The organism is Vibrio phycocola (assembly GCF_053850235.1).
Window position 1 is genome coordinate 37044 of record NZ_JBSQDJ010000001.1, and the last position, 19031, is coordinate 56074.

The following is a 19031-nucleotide window of genomic DNA, read 5'->3' on the forward strand; positions in this document are numbered from 1 at the left end:
CGAGGTTTTGGCAATGTCAACGAAACTGACTCAATTGGTATGGAACTATAAAACCCATAAAGCAGAAGATAAATTGCTGTTTTTGGCGTTAGCTGAGATTGCCGATAATAAAGGAAATTTTTGCACGTCAATGATAGAACTTGTCGCTATGACAGGGATGCCAGATGGTGTTGTTAGGACTTTATTGCAGCATTTTACAACGCCCGCAACACCTTTAATTTCGTTGGATCGTTCTAATAAACAAGATTTAACCGGACAGTTTTCGGGCTGTCTTCAGATTGAAAAAAATCCCATTCAGTCCAAAACCTCTACCGGACAGGTCGATTTGATGAAACTGGCTCGTGAGCAGAATGAGCGATTAAATCAGAACAAAACCACTAGCAGAGCAAAACTCAATCGAAACCAACGCTCTCAAATCGCCCCTCTCGATAGAAATGCCAATGAAAAACAGTACAGTGTTCTGCAAATTCACATGGAAGAGATTCCGGATTGGGCGGAAGGCATTATGTATAAACAAGGTGTCCACAATAGAAAAGAAATTTGGGATGCATTTGTTGTCGATGTCCATGCTACTGGTGAAAAATTGTTTAGTTTAAGTCAGCTAACAAATCGTTTATATCAAAAAATTCAGCATGTTAAAGACCTATCATTTTCACGAGTGAATGCCAAAACGGCGAATCGACCTGTTAAGCAGTCGGCACTAAGTGAGTTTGAAGAAAAAGTGATGAATTATCTTTCAGAAGATGACGACTGAGGCTATTAATCAAGCTTTCTATCGGCGTACTATAGATACATTATGAACAATAAGTAATTGAAGAGTGGATAAGTGACAATGTCAGATGATTTTAACAAACCGAAAAATATCGCTCAGGTAGGAGAATCATTCGAAGATCATTTACGACGTATGGGAAAAATGTCTAAGCAAGCCACCAGTGATAGATACCCAGTACAACAGCGAAAAAGCAGTTTTCCTTCATCGGGTTCGAATACGCCCGTGTCATCCACAAATACGTCACTCAGTACAAAAGCGAAAGAATCTTTGTCTCAGTACAAAGAGAGCGGGCAACATATCCAGATTTTGAAAGTTTGGGGCATGTTGATGCAAGCATTTGACTCTAAACTTCGGCATTTTTTTGGTGACGAGCCGGATGTGCATTTTATGAAATTCGCCGCCTCATTGACGCCAGAATCATATAAGCGACTTGAAGCAAATCTGTTAGAACGCTTAGACGAAGATCGAGAGTGGCCACCTTCATTAATCAGGCTGCGTCAATTGGCGAATTCTCCAACTAAGGAGACGATGTATAAAGCGAGGCAAAATTTATTTCACTATCCAGTACCGATTTCAGAGCTTACTCGCGTCGAGCTTTATATTAAGAGATTTAAAATGCATGAAGTTCGCCGATTATCCGATCGCTACTTCGAGACTGAATTTAACCGAAAATACACTCTATGGTTCCGAGAAGTCATGTTGGAAGACATGGACATAAAAATCGCCGCTAAACAGAGTGAAATCGATGTTGCATTGGACACGCAGCATGTGACGGAGAATGATAGAATTATCGATGAAAGCATTGCTAAGGGTGATGCTTTCAACCATAAATTTGGCCAGCGAATTAGTGATGTATTAAAAGAAAAAGCGAGCCTCTCCATTGAAGAAATAACACCTTTAGATGCAGTCGAGTTAGAGCAACAAAACCTTGCTGAAAAAATTCGAAAAGACTTTGGTAATCACTAGTGCGAGATTTTGAAGTTATCGAGAAAGGTGAGCACTATTTTCGCTGCTATGTTGATGGCATAAAAGAACGGCATTGCCGTATAGTCGTTGATGAGAATAGCTGTGAGCTTCCTATTGGATCGTTTCGGCTTCATGTTGAAGATGTCTCTGATCGATATAAGCATGGCTCGCTGGATACTGTATTTCGAATGACCTTGCCATTTGAACAGCAAGACTCCATTGCAATTTGTACTCTAAATGGAGGAAGAAAAAATCGTTTTACTTATTTAGCATGCTTGAAGCTGGGGGGTAAGTGGGAACCGATTCTGAGTGAGTGGGTGTTTTCTGCTTCAGTGAAAGATAAAGTCGATGTACTCGGGGAGATTGTTCATTCAAAACCTGTTGCAGTTGATGTTGAATTTAAAGAAACGATCTCTGAGCCTAAAAAAGATCTAACGGTATTTGGCTTTGAATTAATTAAAGGAGTGCGAATCAACAATACACCCATTTTTTGTAAAGGGGTTGTGTTGAAGAAAGGGGATGTTTCTTATATTGCGGGAATCAGTGCTAAAACGATTGTACTTGCTGGCTCCGTAATACGTCTTACCGTCCCTGAGCAAATGCTTGAATCGGATTTCTTTAAAGAGGACTATATGTGTAGCACTCGAGTTACGGTAGTGAAAACAAGAAAACGTAAAACGCGTTAATACGCTAATGTTTAAATCGTATTTAACGCGTTAATAATTTTACCACTTTTTCTTCTCACCAAATAGCATAGCCATGTCGTTTTTACGTTCGTCATCGACTTGTTCATGACCTTCATCAAGCTTAGACTTACGACTATTTTCCATATCGTCGAACATAGTTTGGAGTTTTTCTCGTGCTTGAACTGAGAATTCATCATTTTTCTGACTTAACACATCAATTCCTTTTTTGAGCAATTGCACCGCGGTACCGACTTGGCCTTTTGCGATTGCGTCATTGCTGCGCTTCATCAGGTTTTCAATGTTGATTCTGAGCTGTATGGTTTCTAAACGTGCATTTTCAGCAATAAATGCTTGAGTTTCAAAACGGCCTTTATTGTGTTCACTGCGAATTGTCTCTCTCAGGCGTTTAACCAGTTTTAGCATCCCAACAGCTTGCTTGTCACTGCTTGGAACACGAAATGCCGCAGTTTTGGTATCGTCACCTTGTGCTTTCATTGCTTTAATATGGTTTTTTACATCGACAATGCGCTGTTTGATTTGCTTATTCTCTGGAGAGCACTCCAAGATGTTTTCTAATGAATCAAGGATTCGAGTATTCAAACAGATGAGCAAGTTACGGCTATAGGGTATGTGATGAGCGTTACTTATTAATTGCTCAGTACTATCGATGATAGCAAATTGGCGTGTTGATTCTTGCTTTTTTGCCGCGTTTACTTTGGCTTTGTACTGCAACATAACGTTGTAGCCCAAAACCATGACGAGCAAAATTCCAACTAATGTGATGATTAATCCAATACTCATATGATCGTTAGTTACTTCATGCCTAAAAATATTAGCTTAGCATATAGGATCAAACTCTGCTCTTTATAGAATTGTTAATTTATAATAAATTATTGATTGGTTGGAAATTGCGGGGTGCGGTTTAACATGCGTTATTGGGCTCTGTAATTAATTTAGTTATAGCCAAAGAGTTACACTTTATAACTAATCATTATATACTGATTTCATCTACGTCACACATGGGAATTCAGCCAAAATGAAACTACAACAACTCAGATATGTCGTTGAGGTCGTGAACAATAATCTCAATGTGTCGGCGACAGCAGAAAGCCTTTATACTTCTCAGCCCGGAATCAGTAAGCAAATCCGCTTATTGGAAGATGAGCTAGGAATTCAAGTATTTGAGCGTAGTGGGAAACACCTTACCCAAGTAACTCCTGCTGGCGAAGAAATTGTTCGCATTTCACAAGAGATTCTTGCTCGAGTGGAAAGTATCAAATCTGTTGCGGGAGAGCATACTCACCCTGAGATGGGAACGTTGAATATTTCGACAACTCATACCCAAGCTCGTTATGCGTTACCTGAAGTGATTAAGAGCTTTACGCAAAGGTATCCTAAAGTTTCACTTCATATGCATCAAGGAACTCCTACGCAAATGTCGGAAGCCTTAGGGAAGGGGACTGCAAATTTTGCGATTGCAACCGAAGCGCTCCACCTCTATCAAGATTCTGTCATGCTCCCTTGTTACCACTGGAATCGTTCGATTGTTGTTCCTAAAGACCATCCTTTAGCTCAGAAAAGCAAATTGTCTATTGAAGATATTGCGGCGTTTCCTTTAGTGACCTACGTATTCGGCTTTACGGGGTTTTCTGAGTTAGATACTGCATTTTATCGCGTTGGGTTACAGCCTAAGGTTGTGTTTACCGCGACAGATACCGATGTGATAAAAACCTATGTTCGTATGGGTATTGGAGTTGGCGTTATCGCAAGTATGGCGGTTGATAAGCACCAAGATACCGATTTAGTTGCGTTAGACGCGAGTCATATTTTTGGATCGAGCACTACGTGTATCGGTTTTCGCCGCGGTACATTTTTGCGTTCTTATATGTACGATTTTATGGAACGTTTTGCTCCTCATCTAACCAAGCCAGTTGTTGAACAAGCCATGTCATTAAAATCGAATCATGAAATTGAATTGATGTTTAAGGATATCGATTTACCGATTAAATAGACGTTATTGGTGTTGATTTTGATGTTTACTACAAGTGCGAGTCTTGGGTATTAGGTGAAATGGATTATCGTTCTCTCTTCGTATACTTAGATTCATACTTAGCCAAAACTGAATCACTATGGCGCTATCAGCCGTTTCAACATATGACTCAAAGTGATGATTCATCACGCTATCCTTGGCGTGATGAGTATTTATTACTATCGGACTTTTTAAATTCGATTTCGGATCACGATATTGTCTCACATAGGCAACAATCTGGTGATGATTGGTTACACACATTGTTACCTGAATTGATAGATGTACGTCATGCAGCACGTTTTCCCATCAGCTCAAAAGTTGATGATAGCTACTCGATAGAGCAACAAGTTCAAGGTTTAATTAACGGTATTCCGGGAAGGAAAGCCGCTCAACTTGATGCAATGGTGAATGCCGTTGTGAGACGAGTGACGAAAGCCGAACAATGGTTAGAATGGTGTTCGGGTAAAGGCTATCTTGGGCGCTTGCTCGCAAGTCATACTAAGAAGAAAGTTGTGAGCTTTGAGTATCAAGCGACTTTATGTGATGCGGGACGAGCATTCGCTAAGCAACATTTGCTGCCTATTACATTTGTTCAGGGAGACGCTTTATTACCATCAGCCAAGAAGGCGATTCATCCTAGTTCCCATGCTCTCGCTTTGCACGCTTGTGGTGATCTTCATATCAAACTTATTCAGTATGGGACGGAGTTAAATCTTCCAGCATTAACTGTCGCACCTTGTTGTTATCACTTAATCCAATCTGATCGTTTCATGCCAATATCAGATGCCTATCAGCGTGCGCAAGTGAAATTGACCAGGGAAGAATTAAGGATTCCACTGCAACAAACAGTAACCGGTGGCGAACGAGTAAAACGTCACCGAAAACTTGAGATGATGTATCGGATCGGCGTGGATATGATTTTTCGTAAGCAGTGCGGTGACCAAGAATACACACCGTTGCCAAGTATCAAAAAGTCGATGCTAGCGGAAGGATTTGAACATTTCGTTCGCTGGGCCGCTGATTACCATTCTCGCGCTATTGGAGAATGTGATTTTAATGATTATATTTCTCAAGCAGAAAAAAAGTTCTATCAGATGGAAAGGATTTCACTTGTTCAGCAGCAGTTTTATCCAATTCTAGAAGCTTGGATAGTGCTAGATAAAGTCCTTTATTTACAAGAGTATGGTTACGATGTGTCTGTTGAACAGTTTTGTTCCAGCATAGTAACACCGCGAAATTTACTCATTCACGCACAGTTATAAACCTATTTTAAATGTTGTTAATGTATCGAAATGCGAGATATTTTGCCGATTTTTACTATTTTTGATTGTAAAATACAGAGTTTTGAATAAAATTTCGAGCATATAACTAGTAAAGTGCTATTATGATGGCTAGTTATACTTACAATTAGAACCCAATATTTGATTTTGCAAGGATGTGAAAAAGGTGGAACCTATGTCTGACTATAATAAAAAGCCCTCCAAGGATTTAGATAGAATTGATAGAAATATTCTCAATGAATTACAAAAAGATGGTCGAATCTCAAACGTCGAATTGTCCAAGCGTGTGGGGCTGTCTCCAACACCATGTTTGGAGCGTGTACGTCGTTTAGAACGTCAGAACTACATTACAGGTTACACTGCTTTACTTAATCCTCAGTATTTAGACGCGTCGCTATTGGTTTTTGTGGAAATTACCTTGAACCGTGGTGCACCAGATGTATTTGAACAGTTCAATGTCGCAGTTCAAAAGTTAGATGATATTCAGGAGTGTCATCTTGTCTCTGGTGATTTTGATTATTTATTAAAAACACGTGTATCGGATATGGGCGCGTACCGTAAGTTGTTGGGTGATACCCTATTACGTCTTCCTGGAGTTAATGACACTCGAACCTATGTTGTTATGGAAGAAGTGAAACAAAGCAATCAATTGGTGATTAAAACGCGCTAGCGATAAGCGAAGGATGATAAGTTTGTCGTAGAGATACGATATCTTTCGAGATTCTGTCCTAAACAGATTGGGTTTTTAAAACTGATATGGTTAAATCCCATTTAAGAACCGAGCGGCTTTTGCCGCTCGTGCTGTTTTTATCCATTCAATGATATAATAAAGCGTATATGTTTACGCTCACATAAACTAGTTGGTTATGCTCAAAGAGAACGAAAACAAAGTTAAAACTATCGTAAAAACTAACGCGGTGCCTCAGTCATTACCGCGCACCACATCTCGCCTAAATGGACTTCAAAGACTCCGAGAAAGTGTCTTAATTATTGCTATTTTAGTCTCCATTTTCTTCTTTGTTGCTCTTATTACATATAGCCCTGCTGATCCATCGTGGTCTCAAACAGCCTGGGGAACAGAACTGCATAATGCGGGCGGATATATCGGAGCGTGGATAGCCGATACACTGTTTTTTATTTTTGGTTCTCTTGCGTATACGATTCCGGTTATTCTAATTTTTGCCACATGGTTGCTGTTTATCCGCCGGATAGAAGATGATTCACTCGATTTTACCTTGTGGGCGACACGACTATTAGGTATCACCATTTTGTTGCTGACGAGTTGTGGGTTGGCCGATATTAACTTTGATGATTTATGGTATTTCTCGTCTGGTGGCGTAGTAGGTGATGTGCTGTCGAGTCTTGCACTCCCTACATTCAATGTCTTGGGTTCAACGTTAACGTTCTTGTTCCTATGGGGCGCAGGATTTACGTTACTGACGGGGATTTCTTGGCTCTCAATCGTTGAATTTTTGGGTGATTCGGTTATCGATAGCACACAATTTGTGATGAACAAATTACGTGGCGAAAAAACAGAGCAATTCATGGAAGCAAAGAAAGAGATTCCGAGCGATCTTATTGCTGAAATGGATGAGCCTCTTGTTGAAACTCAGAGTACTTCGCTTCAACAAGAAAAATTGGACAGTGAATTATTAGATACTGAGGTCGAGCACTCAGTTGAAAGTTTGGAAAAACCAGAGCCTGAAAAACCGCTCCGTCGTTTTAATATCCATATGCCACAGCCTCATGCACCTCAGTCTGATGCCCAAGAGCTTCATGCTGAGCCATCATTATCCGATGATATTGAACCTCGTTCTCAGCAACTCACTGCGACTATCGAAGAGTTAGATGACCAAGCTTTACAACATAATGATTATGCTCCACAGATTGAAGAGGTACCAACAAGTGATGTGGATGTGTTTACCGATACTGTGGATGAGAAAATAACCATTTCGACCTTGGATATTGATAATAATCCTGAACCGACAATTTCGGATTTATCGGTTGTTGATGATGCGCCAGCCGAGAATGTTATACCAGAGGCTGATATTGACCCGGATGTCACCGCATTCCAAGAGATTGTCGCCGAGGCTCAGCAAAAACACGTTGCGTCTCAGAATCCATTTTTAATTCAAAAAGAAGTAAATCTGCCCAAACCAAAAGAGCCGATGCCAACGTTAGAGCTACTCTATCAGCCTGAAAAGCGGGCGGCCTTTATTGACCAAGAGGCGCTTGAAAATATTGCTCGTTTGGTTGAGTCCAAGTTGGCGGATTACAAGATTAGCGCTGAAGTAGTTGGTATTTTCCCGGGGCCAGTTATTACACGTTTTGAGCTTGATTTGGCTGCGGGTGTTAAGGTGAGCCGTATTTCTAGCTTGTCTATGGATTTAGCTCGTTCACTTTCGGCTCCTGCTGTTCGTGTGGTAGAAGTCATTCCAGGTAAACCCTATATAGGTATCGAACTACCGAACTTAACCAGAGAGACCGTTTTCCTTTCTGACGTAATCAACAGTGAACAATTCAAAACATCAACGTCTCCAACTACGGTCGTATTGGGCCAAGATATTGCGGGCGAAACCGTCATTGCCGATTTAGCAAAAATGCCTCATGTGTTAGTCGCAGGTACGACTGGCTCGGGTAAGTCTGTCGGCGTTAACGTGATGATATTGAGTATGTTGTATAAATCTACTCCTGAAGATGTACGATTTATTATGATCGATCCAAAGATGTTGGAGTTATCGATTTACGAAGGTATCCCGCATTTATTATCTGAAGTAGTCACCGACATGAAAGATGCGTCGAACGCTTTACGTTGGTGTGTGGCGGAAATGGAGCGTCGTTATAAACTCATGTCAGTGTTAGGGGTTCGTAGTATAAAAGGGTTTAACGACAAGTTAAAAATGGCAGCAGAAGCAGGACATCCTATTCATGACCCACTATGGAAAGAGGGTGACAGTATGGATGAACTGCCACCACTTCTAGAAAAACTGCCATACATTGTTGTCATCGTCGATGAGTTTGCCGATCTGATGATGGTTGTCGGTAAAAAAGTAGAAGAATTAATTGCACGTCTGGCGCAAAAAGCTCGAGCAGCAGGAATACACCTGATTCTAGCGACACAGCGCCCATCTGTAGATGTCATTACGGGTCTAATCAAAGCTAATATTCCTACCCGTGTCGCCTTTACCGTTTCGACGAAAACCGACTCTCGTACCATCTTAGATCAAGGTGGTGCGGAAACGTTGTTGGGTATGGGTGACATGCTTTACCTTCCACCAGGCTCAAGTCATACGACGCGAGTACACGGTGCATTTGCGTCCGATGATGATGTGCATGCGGTGGTAAATAACTGGAAAGCACGTGGTAAGCCAAACTATATTTCAGAAATTACCAATGGCGATCAAGGACCAGAAAGCTTATTGCCTGGTGAGAAACCAGAGACAGATGAAGATGTTGATCCATTGTTTGATCAAGTTGTGGAACATGTGGTTCAATCTCGACGCGGTTCAGTATCTGGGGTTCAACGTCGATTTAAAATTGGTTATAACCGAGCAGCGCGGATTGTAGAGCAGCTTGAAGCACAAGGCATAGTCAGTGCTCCTGGACATAATGGAAACCGTGAAGTGTTGGCTCCAGCGCCGCCTAGAGATATGTAAACATATAGGATGAACGTAAAAATGCCCTAACTCATAATGAAGTAGGGCATTTTTGTTTGTATCAATATAGATTTTTAACGCTAGGATTTTTTAAATTGTAAGGCGATGAATAGGAGTGCAATAATCACATTTGCGGCGTAAATAACAACTAGCCACTGTGGCATCGACAAGCCAAACCATTGCCATACGATATCAGAGCAATCACCATACGCTTCAAACATTTGTGGTAGCCACTGATTTAGTGGTGCCCAACTTGGAAATTGAACAAAAAAATCACACGTTGCAAACGGTGAAGGGTTCATTTGGTATTCTACATGTTGAGAAGCAAGTAAATACCCTTTAACCGCCGCGCCAAGCCAAGCCAAAAGCCCAGCAATGCGAAATAATGGGGTATTTGGTGAAATCAAACCAATAATGGCTGCCCCACCAATTCCCAGCATGGCAACTCGTTCGTAGATACACATGACACACGGCTCTAAATCCATTACGTGTTGGAAAAATAGTGCACATAGCTCAAAGAGTATGACTGATGCGAGCAGTAATCCCCATGAGAGACGCTGCTGCGAAAATAACTTCAATTGATTTAACACGATGAATACCTTACAAAGAAAAAAGCTCTGATACATCAGAGCTTTTTATCATGGAATGGTTCCGTAGAGAACTCTAAATTAATGTCCTGAAACTGCTGCTTCAGTAATATCTTTCGCCGAATGGTGGATAAGTAGTCCCCAGTCGTAGAAAAGCGAAGTCATTGGGTCGAGTAGATACACAATGCCAAATAGACCGACAAGAGCAAGTACGATAGTGTATGGGAATGCCATAATAACCATACGGCCATAAGACAATCTAATTAACGGTGCAAGAGCAGAAGTTAGCAGGAATAAGAACGCTGCTTGTCCATTTGGTGTCGCAACCGAAGGGAGGTTTGTACCTGTATTGATCGCGACTGCAAGCATATCAAATTGATCTCGAGTGATGATGCCTTCTTTTAATGCGGTCATGACTTCATTGATGTATACCGTACCGACGAATACGTTATCCGAAACCATGGATAGCACACCATTCGCTACATAGAATAGAGCAAGTTGAAGGTCTGGGTTATCAACGGCAAGAACCGATTCGATAACAGGCTTGAACAGATGTTGGTCGATAATTACGGCAACAATCGCGAAGAAAACGCCAAGCAAAGCGGTAAATGGCAAAGCTTCTTCAAACGCTTTTCCAAGAGCGTGCTCTTCAGTAATGCCACAAAATGCCGTTGCCAAGATAATAACTGAAAGCCCAATTAAACCTACAGCGGCTAAATGAAATGCAAGTCCAACAATTAACCAAACTGCGATAGCACCTTGAATCCATAGCTTAGCGACATCAGTTTTAGAACGTTTCTTTGTTTCCTCTTCGTCGAAGTCGAGTAAGATTTGACGAACATTGGCTGGTAATTCAGCGCCGTAACCAAATACCTTAAATTTCTCAACAGCCATACAGGTTAAACAGCCACAGAAAAATACGGGTAAGGTAACCGGAAGCATGCGGAGAATAAATTCACCGAATTGCCAATGGGCTTGGCTTGCGATGATTAAGTTTTGAGGCTCGCCGACCATGGTCATTACCCCACCTAATGCGGTACCTACGCCTGCGTGCATAAGTAAAGAACGTAGGAATGAACGGTAGTTTTCCAAGTCTGAACGAGTTAAATCATTTAAATGACCATCTTGAGTGTGATCGTGAGAGTGGTTTGATTTACTCCCTGAAGCGACTTTATGATAAATCGCATAAAACCCTATGGTGACACTAATAATCACAGCGATAACGGTTAGGGCATCAAGGAATGCAGAAAGGAAGGCTGCGACAACACAAAAAGCTAAAGATAGTTGAATTTTAGAACGGACATTTAACAGTATCTTAGTAAAGATAAACAGCAGTAGCTGCTTCATAAAGTAAATGCCAGCGACCATGAAAATCAATAGTAACAATACTTCAATATTGGCGATAAGCTCATGAAGTACCTGATCGGGACTTGTCATGCCAATCGCTACTGCTTCTATTGCGAGCAATCCACCTGGCTGTAATGGGTAACATTTTAGCGCCATTGCTAAGGTAAAGATAAACTCAGCGACAAGTAGCCACCCTGCAGCAAAAGGGCTGACTGCAAAAAATACGATTGGATTGATAATTAAAAACGCAATGATTAAGACTTTATACCAATCGGGCGTATGGCCCAGGAAGTTCTTAATAAATGCAGATCCCATTGTTAAAGGCATGGTTATTTCTCTTGTTATATATCGACAATATGTTCCACTTAATTTGGAATTATCGACGTCCCTAATAAATACACCGTAGCTTGTTGAGAGGCTCCTCTGCCACGGCACTCCTAAATAATTGTTACAATTCAAATTTAGAACAGCAAAAACTATACCCAAAGCACATAAAATATAGTTTCAAACGCTCAGGATGAGAACCTAATCTCATATTTGAATTATTATGCATAACAGGTGTATAAAGATGGCGGAATTATACGCTTTGACTTATCCAACGTGCTAGTACTATCGTCTATTTTTCTTATCAGACCTTAGTTTAATAAGTTTCCCTTGTTCTGTGTTTACTCTAAATCAATTCTTTGTTGTAAATTGTGTGATTTATAACAAATGACTATTTTTTGTTAGAGCTTTGTATTCGTGTCTATATTCGCATTCTTGATTGAGGTTTATAGTTTCCGTTGTGTGGTACTAGTGGTATGATGAGTCGAATAACATAATGAGAAATCAATAATTATTGGAAAACTGATTTAATGGTTATCAAGGCGAAAAGCCCCGCAGGATTTGCAGAGAAATATATTATCGAAAGTATTTGGAAAGGACGATTCCCTCCAGGTTCTATTCTCCCCGCCGAGCGAGAGCTATCTGAGCTAATAGGTGTTACTCGAACAACACTTCGAGAAGTGTTACAGCGCTTAGCTCGAGATGGATGGTTGACAATTCAACATGGTAAACCGACAAAAGTAAATCAATTTATGGAGACATCAGGTCTTCATATTTTGGATACACTGATGACATTAGATGCTGATAATGCGACCAGTATTGTCGAAGATCTTCTTTCAGCGAGAACGAATATTAGCCCAATTTTTATTAGTGCTGCATTTAAGCACAATCCTCAAGAAGCACAGCAAACGTTGGAACGAGTCTTAACGTCTTGTGATGCTCTATTGAGTGCTGATAGTTGGGATGATTTTGTAGAGCAATTTCCTTATGGCGAGAAGATTAGAGTAACGATTAAAGAAGATAGTGAATTATCGTCAGAGCAGAGAAATGATGATCTAATCGCAAAAACCTTTAATTACTACGACTATATGCTGTTCCAAAGGTTGGCTTTTAACTCTGGAAACCAAATTTACGGTCTGATATTTAATGGTGTTAAAAAGCTCTATGATCGAGTGGGTAGTTTTTACTTTTCTAACCCAACTGCTCGCGCTTTAGCACTAAATTTCTATCGCGATTTGCTGGCAATGAATCAGTCAGGTAATGGCAGTGAGTTACCTGTATTGATTAGACAGTATGGAAAAGACAGTGGTTTGATTTGGAACGAGATGAAGTTGGCGTTACCGACTAACTTCACCGAAGATGACTCCTAGTTAACCTTTGTTAGCGAATGATAATTTAGCGAAATAGTAATTTAGTGAATAATAAAGGGGCCGAGTTTGGCCCCTTTATTATTGAATAAAGCAATACCGTTATTCGGTGCCTCCTGCGTCGGCAAACCAGTTGGTGAGATGTGTTTTTAAGGTTTTTAATTCTTCTGGCCCAATAAGCGCGAGCCCAAGATCACGTGCACGGGAAATATCATTGTGTCTGAGAGGACGAAAACTCACTAACATTGCTCGTGCTTGTAGTCCACCTAAGAGGTCTCGTAGCGATTCAAGTTTGTACAATGTGTCATCGCCATCGTCTCTCATGCCTTTCGTTTTGCATTCAATGATATGAAGCTTGTTATTGACGACAGTAGCAACATCGAGCTCATTTTTGACTTCCTGTTCACCAAGTTGACGAAATACCTGAACGTTTAATGAGCGGTCTTGGATTGTTGGCATATCTTGTTGAATCTCACGCACGATCGAGTCGACCAAGGTTTCGAACCATTCACCATTGGAGAATCGTCTTGCATCTTCATTGGCAAAGGTGAGTATGCCATTGTCATACTGTGCGATTTCAGCATCAACTAAGTCATTAATTAATTGATTGAGTTCTTTATAGCCCTGTTGTTTCTCGCTTAATTCCACATCCAGTTTTTGTTCTTTTCGACAGGTGGTCGCTAAGTAGTTTAATGTTGCTAGCCCGGGGCCGAGTTCTAATGCATTGCTCGCCCAACGTTCACCTAATTGATACAACTTTTTGTCTAACTCTTCCGGTATTTTATGGTCGATAAATTCACACCGAGCGCCAAATATTGAGAGGTAGTCAGGAATCGTAATAAGATCCTGAAGCTGGCTATACCCTTTTTCGTCTGGATAGAGCCAGCACAAGCGGTCGGAATTGGGCTCAACGACAAAAATAGGGCATTCATAACTGCGAAAAACTTCGTACGCTGAGAGCAAACGGTGACGCAGGCCACAACTGGCGTTTAGTCTGACTTTTTCACCGCGATTTAAAACATCCTCCGCGAGTTGGGTGATTGCTTCTTTGATAGCGGAGATACGTGTCCCTGATGGGATAAGGTAAAACTCTGTCGTGATGTCTTTTTCTTCTAATACTTTCTGCAATCTAGTGTAAATCGGGTATTGTGACTGATCGCCTAATAATAAAAGGTGTTTGCCATTACTTCGTTCGTCGAGAAGAGGTGTCACTAAGCGAACTGGATCTTGATCAATAATGCCAACGTGAATGGCCATAACTATTCCTCATACTTGGCTTGCAATGAGTCGTATAAAAAGCGGCAAGCTCTTTAATCATATCGGGTTAACATCGATAAAAAACAAGTGAAGTTCTTAAAATGAGAGTTTATTGGTAAAAAATAGGGAGATTAAGGGAAAGTGGGTCGCCATTGTCTATTGTGAACTTATTGTCTTGATTTGACTCTGATATAAGGTAATGAACATTGTGAAGTGAACAGGACGAAAAGACGTGGGGTTTTAATTGAGATTTATGATGCGTTACAGCATACTTACGTATTATCAATCTCGACGATTTTATGGAGTCGAACATGGCCGAAGAAACCATTTTTAGTAAGATTATTAGACGTGAAATTCCAACTGATATTCTTTATCAAGACGAGTTAGTTACTGCATTTCGAGACATAAACCCGAGAGCACCAAGTCATATTTTAATTGTACCGAATAAATTTATTGCTACGGTTAACGATATCGAAGAAGTGGATGAGTTAGCGATGGGGCGAATGTTTACCGTGGCGAAGAAGCTCGCAATGGAGGAAGGGATTGCCGAAGATGGTTATCGTCTGATTATGAACTGTAACTCACATGGTGGTCAGGAAGTGTATCATATTCATATGCATTTATTAGGTGGGAAACCTCTCGGCCCATTATTAATGAACTGAAGGCTGACAGAGGGATAGTTCTGTCATTTTTGCTATGAAATCATTGCTAAGGTAAGACAAGTGAAGTTAATTAGCCGTATTGCATTGGTAATATTGAGTGCGCTCAGCTTGTCTGCTTGTAGCAATTTTTCGGCTGGAAATTTATTTAGTCACTATAGTGCACAGCATGTTGATCTTCATGATTATGTTAGCCAAGGTGATTATCAACAGGCGCAGCTAGCCGCGCAGGGCGATGTTGCTGGTGACATTTTAGATAACTTTGAACGTGGTCGAGTTGCTCTCTTGAATCAGGACAATCAGGCAAGTCGTAAATGGCTTGAGCAAAGTGATGCAGCGGTAACGGAGAAACAACAGAAAGCAATAGTCTCTCTTTCTGAGTCATCAAATAGTGTTAGTGGCTTAATTACCAATGATAACCTGACAGATTATGAGCCAGCAGATTACGAGTTAGGCTTTCTTCACCTATATTTGGCTTTGAATTATGTTGTTGATAATAACCTAGACGATGCATTGGTTGAATTTAGGCGTGCAAACCAGGTCCAAGAAACAGCCAAAGACATTCGTCAAGATAGATTCGAGAAAGAATCCACACAGCTTGATTCTCAAGGTATTCGGGCCAATGTTGGTAGCATTCTTGCTCAATATCCTACTTCGACAGAGTCTCTAGCAGCCGTACAAAATGGTTATCTATTTTTCGTATCAGGTTTGATGTACGAAGCCGATGGAAATGTAAACGATGCTTATATTGATTACAAACGGGGCTTAGCGCTTCAACCGAATAACCGGACTCTTATCGAGAGTGTTATACGTTGTGCAACTAAACTCTCTGCCTTCCAAGACCTCGATCTATTAATTGCGAAATATGGTCATGCTTCATCTCTAAATAAGGATCAAGCACGCGTTATTGTGGTTCAAGAACAAGGGGTGGTCAGTGCGCTTCGATCTTGGAAACAGAGTTTGCCAATATATACCGGTAAGGGGAGCATTTTATATTCTGTATCACTGCCTTTTTATCCCGATAGGTTGCGTGGTGCGTTTAGGTCTCCCATATTTAATGGTGAGGCTATTCAAGGTGACTTACTCACCGATGTAAATGAAATGGCGCAATATCAGCTTCATGAGCGAGTATCATCGACGTTGCTTCGACAAGTTGCACGAGTGGTGGTGAAGGAACAATTTCGTCAACAAATTAGCAAGGAAGACCCGTTGTCTGGCTTTTTGGTGAATATCTTTAACACCTTAACAGAGCAACCCGATACTCGAAGCTGGTTAACCTTACCTGCCGAAGTCTATAGTGCTACTCAAATAGTAGAGGTGGGAGAGGTGCAACTGGTTGTTGGTGGAAAAAAATATGAGATTCAGACCAAACCTCAAGGTACAACGCTAGTGTGGATTAGCCGACAAAGTGAAAATGCCGTTGTGTGGCATAAGCAGTTAGGAAATCTATGATGAAGAGATGGCTCTTAGTTCTAACGACCATGATAATCCTTGCAGGGTGCTCTAGCTCTCCTTCGGTTGGGTTATCGGTTGAAGGTAAGTTTCAGCAAGTTATCATGGATGACAGTCGAACAGCGGATACGATTAGTGTAGAAGGTGTTTCGTCAGCTGAAGAGAAGGGGCATTCGAAGGGCATCGTACGAGTGCGCAACAAAACCGCAGCGAACGTTGACATTCAATACCGCTTCCATTGGTATAATGAGCAAGGACTTGAAGTGAACTTAAGGCCTAGTGCTTGGAATAAACTAACCATTTTTGGTCGCGACATAATGTCATTATCAGAAGTATCACTTTCTCCTAAAGGGAAAGAATTTCGAGTTCAAATTCGCGAATATTCTCATTGAATAAAGCCAGTATTTAAGGATCGATCAGGATGAAAAAATTAGTAATTTGTCTTTTGGGGTTATCAACCGTTCTGAGTGGTTGTTCGACTGTCGTGAATTATGGTGACGCACAATCGGTTGAGACTACAACGGTAGAATTCGGCTCAACCGATTTGCAAACCATCGCCGCTGATATGGTTGATAGTATGATGATGGCCGGTTCAATTAGCGCCATTACTCGTGATAGTCGCCCAATTGTATTTGTTGATGGAATTAAGAATAAAACCAGTGAACATATTGATACCGAATCGATTACCGATACGATCAGCACTAAGTTATTGCAGTCTGGAAAGTTCCGTTTTGTCGATGCCTCACGCGTTGAATCAGTGCGTAAGCAATTGAATTTTCAAAATAATGATGAGCTGGTAAACAAAAGTAGTTCCATTCAATTTGGTAGAATGGCGGGCGCTGAATACATGCTTTATGGCAATCTATCTAGTATCGTAAAAAGTACGGACAGTCGTGAAGATGTCTATTACAAAATGACAATGCGATTAATGGATCTGAGTTCTGGGCTGATCGAGTGGGCGGATGAGAGTGAAATTCGCAAAGAACAGACTAAGTCGTTTCTAGGTTTTTAAATTCACTCTATCAGTTTGCCACTGAGTCGTTGATAAGAGGGGAAATTTTATGGCTCAACTGTCATGGGATGAAGCTTGTTTGCTAGACCCCTCACTGAATTCACTACGTTCATCGATTCAAACACCAGACTCAGTCCAAACTGTGTCTGGTCTAACGAACCTCAGTTGGAAACTTAATTTTAAGAGTAAAACAACACTATTATGGCGGCCTGTTAGTCACATGACGCGGTCGTTTAATATATCTCGCCAACAAGAGTTTCAAGTTCTTCAGTATTTAACAACCCAAACTCAAGGACAATCGGTCAATGCAATTTTGGTTAATTCGCACGGCCTCTTGGTTGAATGGCTAGACGGGAATGAGGTGTTGTCCGTTGACGACTCGTTACTTGTTGAATTGGTTGGCCGGCTTCATGACTTAGATGTGTCTCATCTTACGTTTGCACCCTTTCAATTTACCGCTCGAATCGAGCATTATTGGCGTCAACTTATTAAGTCACCCTATATGACGCCACAGCTGCGTCATCTTTATCAACAATTGCGATCTCCTCCAGCTCTATCACCCTTAGAAAATTGCTTATGTCACTTTGATGTGGGTGCACACAATATTATTCAAACGAAAAGTAGCTATCATCTTATTGATTGGGAGTATTCTTGTTTAGCTGATCCTAGAATTGAATTGGCAATGTTAGTCGAGCAATCAGACGGCGACGTGATTACATTGGTATCACAGTATTGTCAGTTAAGAGGTATTGATGATGTTGAAGGTTGGATTGATGGTGTGGAAGCGTGGCAGCCGAGAGTGCGATTTATCGCTCTACTTTGGTATTATATTGCTCATCAACATAAAGAAAGTGATGAATATTTGCTCAATTCACAGCGACTTCTTGAGTCATTGTGTCGAAGCGATCACTGTTTACTCCATGAAAACAATCAATAAAAATCTAATCACTTTAAAACCTTGTATTTCGTGGTAGATTAAACACTTGGTTGTATGAGGGACGTACTATGATTATATATTTACATGGGTTTGACTCGACGAGTCAGGGAAACCACGAGAAAGTTCTCCAACTTCAGTTTATTGATAAAGATGTTCGTTTTATAAATTACAGTACGCTTCATCCGAAACACGATATGCAGCACCTGCTAAAAGAGGTTCATAAGCTTTTACAGGAAACGAGTGATGAAAGTCCATTGATTTGTGGTGTAGGGTTAGGCGGATATTGGTCTGAGCGAATTGGTTTTCTGTCTGGAATCAAACAAGTGATTTTCAATCCAAATTTGCACCCAGAAGATAATATGGATGGAAAAATTGACCGCCCTGAAGAGTATGAAGATATTGCAACGAAATGCGTTTCAGAATATCGAAAAACAAATCGCCAACGCTGTCTAGCGATCTTATCTAAAGAAGATGAATTTTTGGATAATCAACGCTCTGCTGATGAACTTTCGGACTACTACGATATTATTTGGGACGAAACACAAACGCATAAATTCCAGAAAATTTCCCAGCACCTCCAAACTATTAAAGCATTTAAGTCATCTTAATATTTTCTCGAACATTGACGATTGCATCCTATAGTCAATGTTCGATTAATTTACCACTACTTCCGCTCGTATAAACCCTACCTCTGATAATG

General features: G+C 40.8%; 18 protein-coding genes. 14 read left to right on the top strand and 4 right to left on the bottom strand.

Features of this window, described 5'->3' with window-relative positions; translation table 11 throughout:
- The first annotated feature begins 13 nt into the window (after positions 1 to 13).
- The 3 genes from ACWU4D_RS00220 (at position 14) to ACWU4D_RS00230 (ending at position 2424) form a co-directional block, all read left to right on the top strand.
- Entirely contained in the window at positions 14 to 754 is a 741-nt protein-coding gene (locus ACWU4D_RS00220) for a hypothetical protein (RefSeq protein WP_456049358.1), read from the top strand.
- A gap of 78 nt (positions 755 to 832) precedes the next feature.
- On the top strand, positions 833 to 1738 hold the full coding sequence (locus ACWU4D_RS00225) for a hypothetical protein (protein WP_456049359.1): 906 nt from the start codon (positions 833 to 835) through the stop codon (positions 1736 to 1738).
- Positions 1738 to 2424 (top strand): hypothetical protein, encoded by a 687-nt coding sequence (locus tag ACWU4D_RS00230; protein WP_456049360.1) that lies wholly within the window; start codon positions 1738 to 1740, stop codon positions 2422 to 2424. Before ACWU4D_RS00225 ends, ACWU4D_RS00230 begins: the two co-directional genes overlap by 1 nt.
- Before the next feature lie 39 nt (positions 2425 to 2463).
- Here ACWU4D_RS00230 and ACWU4D_RS00235 read toward each other — a convergent pair whose 3' ends face one another.
- Complete coding sequence (locus ACWU4D_RS00235) at positions 2464 to 3225, bottom strand: DNA repair protein (protein ID WP_456049361.1); 762 nt, start codon at positions 3223 to 3225, stop codon at positions 2464 to 2466.
- Between the two features lie 235 nt (positions 3226 to 3460).
- Here ACWU4D_RS00235 and cysB point away from each other — a divergent pair, with 235 nt between their 5' ends.
- From cysB to ACWU4D_RS00255, 4 genes are all read left to right on the top strand, one after another.
- The gene (gene cysB, locus ACWU4D_RS00240) at positions 3461 to 4435 is read left to right on the top strand and encodes an HTH-type transcriptional regulator CysB (RefSeq protein WP_456049362.1); all 975 of its coding nucleotides are present in this window, start codon (positions 3461 to 3463) and stop codon (positions 4433 to 4435) included.
- A gap of 59 nt (positions 4436 to 4494) precedes the next feature.
- Positions 4495 to 5715, top strand: coding sequence for a methyltransferase (locus ACWU4D_RS00245; protein WP_456049363.1), 1221 nt, complete (start codon positions 4495 to 4497; stop codon positions 5713 to 5715).
- 193 nt (positions 5716 to 5908) lie between these two features.
- Positions 5909 to 6403 carry a leucine-responsive transcriptional regulator Lrp gene (gene lrp / locus ACWU4D_RS00250; protein ID WP_456049364.1) on the top strand — a complete coding sequence of 165 codons (495 nt, stop codon included), beginning with the start codon at positions 5909 to 5911 and terminating at the stop codon, positions 6401 to 6403.
- Positions 6404 to 6599: 196 nt separating this feature from the next.
- Positions 6600 to 9389 (top strand): DNA translocase FtsK 4TM domain-containing protein, encoded by a 2790-nt coding sequence (locus ACWU4D_RS00255; RefSeq protein WP_456049365.1) that lies wholly within the window; start codon positions 6600 to 6602, stop codon positions 9387 to 9389.
- 80 nt (positions 9390 to 9469) lie between these two features.
- On the opposite strand, the gene dsbB is transcribed toward ACWU4D_RS00255, so the two are convergent.
- Entirely contained in the window at positions 9470 to 10015 is a 546-nt protein-coding gene (gene dsbB / locus ACWU4D_RS00260) for a disulfide bond formation protein DsbB (protein ID WP_456049366.1), read from the bottom strand.
- Positions 10016 to 10057: 42 nt separating this feature from the next.
- The gene (nhaB, locus tag ACWU4D_RS00265) at positions 10058 to 11650 is read right to left on the bottom strand and encodes a Na(+)/H(+) antiporter NhaB (protein ID WP_456049367.1); all 1593 of its coding nucleotides are present in this window, start codon (positions 11648 to 11650) and stop codon (positions 10058 to 10060) included.
- 527 nt (positions 11651 to 12177) lie between these two features.
- On the opposite strand from nhaB, the gene fadR reads away from it, so the two are divergent.
- Positions 12178 to 13017, top strand: a complete 840-nt coding sequence (fadR, locus tag ACWU4D_RS00270) for a fatty acid metabolism transcriptional regulator FadR (protein WP_456049368.1) — start codon at positions 12178 to 12180, stop codon at positions 13015 to 13017.
- 99 nt (positions 13018 to 13116) lie between these two features.
- On the opposite strand, the gene ACWU4D_RS00275 is transcribed toward fadR, so the two are convergent.
- The gene (locus ACWU4D_RS00275; RefSeq protein WP_456049369.1) at positions 13117 to 14271 is read right to left on the bottom strand and encodes a Card1-like endonuclease domain-containing protein; all 1155 of its coding nucleotides are present in this window, start codon (positions 14269 to 14271) and stop codon (positions 13117 to 13119) included.
- Between the two features lie 311 nt (positions 14272 to 14582).
- Between ACWU4D_RS00275 and hinT the strand changes: the two genes are divergently transcribed.
- The 6 genes from hinT to ycfP all read left to right on the top strand — a co-directional run bounded on the left by hinT (position 14583) and on the right by ycfP (position 18939).
- The gene (hinT, locus tag ACWU4D_RS00280) at positions 14583 to 14933 is read left to right on the top strand and encodes a purine nucleoside phosphoramidase (RefSeq protein WP_456049370.1); all 351 of its coding nucleotides are present in this window, start codon (positions 14583 to 14585) and stop codon (positions 14931 to 14933) included.
- Positions 14934 to 14993: 60 nt separating this feature from the next.
- Complete coding sequence (locus ACWU4D_RS00285; RefSeq protein WP_456049371.1) at positions 14994 to 16382, top strand: COG3014 family protein; 1389 nt, start codon at positions 14994 to 14996, stop codon at positions 16380 to 16382.
- Positions 16379 to 16774: a YcfL family protein gene (locus ACWU4D_RS00290; protein WP_456049372.1), complete on the top strand. Its 396-nt coding sequence runs from the start codon at positions 16379 to 16381 to the stop codon at positions 16772 to 16774. The genes ACWU4D_RS00285 and ACWU4D_RS00290 overlap by 4 nt, the downstream gene beginning before the upstream one ends.
- Positions 16775 to 16803: 29 nt before the next feature.
- Positions 16804 to 17394, top strand: a complete 591-nt coding sequence (lpoB, locus tag ACWU4D_RS00295) for a penicillin-binding protein activator LpoB (protein WP_456049373.1) — start codon at positions 16804 to 16806, stop codon at positions 17392 to 17394.
- Positions 17395 to 17443: 49 nt separating this feature from the next.
- Positions 17444 to 18331 carry a phosphotransferase gene (locus ACWU4D_RS00300; RefSeq protein ID WP_456049374.1) on the top strand — a complete coding sequence of 296 codons (888 nt, stop codon included), beginning with the start codon at positions 17444 to 17446 and terminating at the stop codon, positions 18329 to 18331.
- A gap of 68 nt (positions 18332 to 18399) precedes the next feature.
- On the top strand, positions 18400 to 18939 hold the full coding sequence (gene ycfP, locus ACWU4D_RS00305) for an alpha/beta hydrolase YcfP (protein ID WP_456049375.1): 540 nt from the start codon (positions 18400 to 18402) through the stop codon (positions 18937 to 18939).
- Positions 18940 to 19031 lie beyond the last annotated feature (92 nt).

Bases quoted from the DNA above. Each gene is read 5' to 3' on its own strand.
- ACWU4D_RS00300 (WP_456049374.1), top strand. From the start codon at position 17,444: ATGGCTCAACTGTCATGGGATGAAGCTTGTTTGCTAGACCCCTCACTG.
- ACWU4D_RS00220 (WP_456049358.1), top strand. From the start codon at position 14: ATGTCAACGAAACTGACTCAATTGGTATGGAACTATAAAACCCATAAA.
- ACWU4D_RS00235 (WP_456049361.1), bottom strand. From the start codon at position 3,225: ATGAGTATTGGATTAATCATCACATTAGTTGGAATTTTGCTCGTCATG.
- hinT (WP_456049370.1), top strand. From the start codon at position 14,583: ATGGCCGAAGAAACCATTTTTAGTAAGATTATTAGACGTGAAATTCCA.
- nhaB (WP_456049367.1), bottom strand. From the start codon at position 11,650: ATGCCTTTAACAATGGGATCTGCATTTATTAAGAACTTCCTGGGCCAT.
- ACWU4D_RS00225 (WP_456049359.1), top strand. From the start codon at position 833: ATGTCAGATGATTTTAACAAACCGAAAAATATCGCTCAGGTAGGAGAA.
- lpoB (WP_456049373.1), top strand. From the start codon at position 16,804: ATGAAAAAATTAGTAATTTGTCTTTTGGGGTTATCAACCGTTCTGAGT.
- ACWU4D_RS00255 (WP_456049365.1), top strand. From the start codon at position 6,600: ATGCTCAAAGAGAACGAAAACAAAGTTAAAACTATCGTAAAAACTAAC.
- ycfP (WP_456049375.1), top strand. From the start codon at position 18,400: ATGATTATATATTTACATGGGTTTGACTCGACGAGTCAGGGAAACCAC.
- ACWU4D_RS00245 (WP_456049363.1), top strand. From the start codon at position 4,495: ATGGATTATCGTTCTCTCTTCGTATACTTAGATTCATACTTAGCCAAA.
- fadR (WP_456049368.1), top strand. From the start codon at position 12,178: ATGGTTATCAAGGCGAAAAGCCCCGCAGGATTTGCAGAGAAATATATT.
- dsbB (WP_456049366.1), bottom strand. From the start codon at position 10,015: ATGTATCAGAGCTTTTTTCTTTGTAAGGTATTCATCGTGTTAAATCAA.
- ACWU4D_RS00290 (WP_456049372.1), top strand. From the start codon at position 16,379: ATGATGAAGAGATGGCTCTTAGTTCTAACGACCATGATAATCCTTGCA.
- lrp (WP_456049364.1), top strand. From the start codon at position 5,909: ATGTCTGACTATAATAAAAAGCCCTCCAAGGATTTAGATAGAATTGAT.
- cysB (WP_456049362.1), top strand. From the start codon at position 3,461: ATGAAACTACAACAACTCAGATATGTCGTTGAGGTCGTGAACAATAAT.
- ACWU4D_RS00275 (WP_456049369.1), bottom strand. From the start codon at position 14,271: ATGGCCATTCACGTTGGCATTATTGATCAAGATCCAGTTCGCTTAGTG.